This is a genomic window from Streptomyces sp. ActVer, assembly GCF_027270795.1.
Lineage (GTDB): Bacteria > Actinomycetota > Actinomycetes > Streptomycetales > Streptomycetaceae > Streptomyces > Streptomyces umbrinus_A.
This window is the reverse complement of the sequence record NZ_JAPWHT010000687.1, coordinates 1-3,678: the sequence shown is the minus strand read 5'-3', so window position 1 is coordinate 3,678 and position 3,678 is coordinate 1. Positions and strand designations below refer to the sequence as shown.

Sequence of the window (3,678 nt, the reverse complement as noted above, 5' to 3'; positions counted from 1 at the left end):
CTCGGACGCGGCCCGGGCCTGCGGCGGGGCCGCGTCGGCGAGCGCCCGCACGGCCTGCTCGCCTACCCGGCGCAGAGCAACTTCACCGGCGTCCAGCACCCGCTCACCTGGATCGCGGCGGCCCAGGCACGCGGCTACGACGTCCTGCTCGACGCGGCCGCGTACGTACCCGCCAACACTCTCGACCTGAGCCTGTATCACCCCGACTTCACGGTCGTCAGCTGGTACAAGGTCTTCGGTCACCCCACCGGCGTCGGCAGCCTGATCGCCCGCCGGGACGCGCTCGCGAGGCTGCGACGCCCCTGGTTCTCCGGGGGCACCATCTACGCGGTCAGCGCGCAGGCGCAGTGGCACGTCCTCGCGGACGACGAGGCGGCCTTCGAGGACGGCACGGTCAACTTCCTGTCCGTCCCCGACGTGACGGCCGGACTGGAGTGGATCGACAACATCGGCATGGACCGCGTGCACGCCCACGTCACCGCGCTGACCGGTCAACTCCTCGCGGGTCTGTGCCAGTTGCGGCACAGCGACGGCTCGCCGATGGTCAGGACGTACGGTCCCGTCGACCTCGTGGCCCGCGGCGGAACGGTCGCGCTGAACCTGCTGGGTGCCGACGGCCGTGTCATAGACGAACGGGTCGTCACCCGAGACAGCGCCCGGCGCGGGATCTCGCTGCGCACCGGCTGCTTCTGCAATCCGGGCGCGGGCGAGGCGGCGTTCGCCCTGCCTCCGCGCCGACTCCGCTCGGCCGCACGCCGCCAAGTCGCCTCCCTGGAGGAGTACTTGGAGCTGCTGCGCCTGCCGTCGGCGGGCGCCGTCCGGATTTCGCTCGGCCTGTCGTCACAGCCCAGGGACATCGAGACGTTCCTGACGTTCGTACGGGAGACCTACCGGGACCGGGTCCCCGGGGCCGCCGGGCTGGAGGCGAGGGCGGGCTGCTGAGCGATGGACAGGCGTCGGCTCACCTTCCCGCCCGTCCGCGCACCACCCCGTTCCGGCACTTGCGCACCAGCACGGCCCACGTCGCCGCCAGGAACAGCAGGGCGAACCCGGCCAGGATGAGCCAGCCCCGGCTCGCGGGACGGTCGAACGAGTCGCCGTACGAATCCAGCAGCGGCGGTCCCAGCCGGGAGGCACCGTCACGCCAAAGGGACTCCAGGCCGATGCCGCTGCCCAGTGCCTCGAACGCCCAGCGGTTGGTCATCGCCCAGCTGATCGCCTCTCCGGCCCCCGTCATCCTGGGCACCGGCACGAACGCCCCCGAGAACAGCACCTGCGGGAAGCAGAGCAGCGGCAGCATCAGCGTCGCCTGCCCCGGGTCCGTGACGGCGGCGGAGGCGAGCAGCCCGAGGGCGAGCGCGGCCGCCGAGGCCAGCACGCTCGACACGAACAGCGAGACGTACGTGTCCCAGCCCGCGGCAGGCAGCCGGTCCAGGGCGCGCAGCACGGCGAGCAGCAGGGCGTCCGCGGTCGCCAGTACCGGGAGCATGATGGTGAGCTTGGACGCCACGTACGGGCCGATCCGCAGCCCGGCCAGCCATTCGCGGCGAAGCACGGGCAGTTCCGTGCAGATCTGCAGCAGGCCGTACGTCAGCCCGAAGAAGAACGCGCCGAACGCGATCCAGAACATGATCATCGCGGTCGACCCCGGATCCGGGTCCGCCGGATCGAACGCGCCCGCGCGGAACAGCACCGCGAACATCGCCACGATCATCACGGGCGAACCCGCCAGCACGGCGACCGAGAGCCGGTTGTGCAGCAGCAGGGCCGTTCCGCGCCGGGTGAGCAGCGACCACTGGCGTAGGGCGCCGACGCGCGGCCGTGCCTCCGGCCGCTCAGGACGAACCGCGCCGTCCTCGGGCTCCTCGGGCTCTTCAGGGGACACCGCGGCGTCGATGCGCGCGCCGTCGGCGACCGCTTCGTAGACCTCCTCGACCGTGCCGACCCCGAACTCCCGGCACAGGGCGTCCGGTTCACCCGTGTACGCGACCTGTCCGCCCGGGGCCAGGAACACGACGTCGTCGCCGCGGAGGAGGTCCGCGAGGACATGGGTGGTCAGCACGATGGTGGTGCCGCGCTCGGCGAGGGCGCGCAGGGTCCGCAACAGGGCCGCCCCCGTGACCGGATCGAGCCCGGAGGTGGGTTCGTCGAGGAAGAGCGCCCGCGGTCTGGTGAGCAACTCGGCGGCGATGTTTGCCCGTTTGCGTTCGCCGCCGCTCAGTGCGCGGACGGGCGTACCGGCCCGGTGTGCCAGTCCGAGCGTTTCCAGGACCCGGTCGACGGCCGCGGTGACCGACTCGGCGGACGTCCCCGGTGGCATGCGCAAACCTGCCGCATACACCAGCGTCCGGTGCAGCGGGAGGTCGCGGTGCAGGATGTCCTCCTGCGGCACGAACCCGAACTCCGGTCCGGGCGTGCCCGGTTGGGCCCCGCCGTGCAGTACGGAACCTTCGCCGGCCGACCGCAGTCCCGCGAGCGTTTCCAGCAGTACCGTCTTGCCCGCGCCGCTGCTGCCGGCGATCACGACGATCCGCCCGGGCGCGGCATCGAGTGACACGCCGTCGAGCACGCGCCCCGCTCCGCGCACCTCCTGGGTGAGCCGACGCGCCCGGATCCGCAGACCGTCGACCGGAGCGGTGGAAGTGGCAACGGGCGGTCGGGGCCCTGTCGGTATCGGCATGGGGGCAGCATGCCAGGAGACCATGGACTTCAAGCGCGAGCGGGGGCGATGCCGGGCAAGTGCCGGTGCGATATCCGGTGATGGGGTGCATCCGTAGGGCCAAAGCGTCAAATCCCCCCTCTTCAAAGGATCCTTGCTTCTTTTATTGACGGCGGAAAAGAACGGACCTAGGTTCCGGGCATGCGCTCGACTCCTGGTACGGAGGCGTTCCCGGCACACACGCCGGCCGCTGCCCAGATCTTCACCACCGTGCTGTCCCACGGCCCGCTCACCCGGTCGGACATGGCCGGCCGGGCCGGCCTTTCGGCGGCCGCCGTCACGAAGGCGGTCCGGCCGCTGATCGAGGCCGGGTATCTGGTGGAGGACGCGGGAGACGAGGCACGCCCGTCCCTGGGGCGGCCCGCCAACCCCGTACGGGTGGACGGCGGACGGGCCCTGTTCATCGGCGTCAAGATCACCGGCGACGAGATCATCGCCGTACTGACGGACCTGTGCTGCCGGATCCGCGTCGCCCGGCATGTGCCCCTGGACGACCGCGAACCGAAGGCCGTGCTCGCCTCGGTCGCCGCCCTCGCGCAGGAACTGCTCGCGGAGGCCGACGGGTTCGGCGTCCGGGTCCAGGGGCTCGGCGTAGCCGTCTCCGGCGATGTGGACCGTGCCGCCGGAGAGGTGCGCTTCTCGCCCTTCCTGGAATGGCGCGACCTTCCCCTCGCCGAACTCGTGGAGATGACGACCGGACTGCCGGTCACCGTCGACAACGACGTCCGGGCCCTGACCGTCGCCGAGCAGTGGTTCGGCGCGGGCGTCGGCCTCTCCGACTTCGCGGTGGTGACGGTCGGTGCGGGCATCGGCTGCGGCCTGGTCGTGCACGGCAAGGTCGTCTCGGGCGCGCACGGGGTGGCCGGCGAGATCGGGCACGTGGTCATCGACCCGACGGGGCCGCCGTGCCACTGCGGAAACCGCGGGTGCGCCGAGGCCATCGCCGCGGACCCAGCGAT

General features: G+C 72.0%; 3 protein-coding genes. 2 read left to right on the top strand and 1 reads right to left on the bottom strand.

Annotated features, from left to right (window positions below):
* Positions 1-942: aminotransferase class V-fold PLP-dependent enzyme (locus tag O3Q52_RS50480; RefSeq protein ID WP_269655143.1), on the top strand; the 942-nt coding region annotated here is incomplete at its 5' end.
* Between the two features lie 19 nt (positions 943-961).
* Here O3Q52_RS50480 and O3Q52_RS50475 read toward each other — a convergent pair.
* Positions 962-2,680, bottom strand: a complete 1,719-nt coding sequence (locus O3Q52_RS50475) for an ATP-binding cassette domain-containing protein (RefSeq protein WP_269655142.1) — start codon at positions 2,678-2,680, stop codon at positions 962-964.
* Between the two features lie 180 nt (positions 2,681-2,860).
* Here O3Q52_RS50475 and O3Q52_RS50470 point away from each other — a divergent pair.
* Positions 2,861-3,678: ROK family transcriptional regulator (locus tag O3Q52_RS50470; RefSeq protein ID WP_269655141.1), on the top strand; the 818-nt coding region annotated here is incomplete at its 3' end.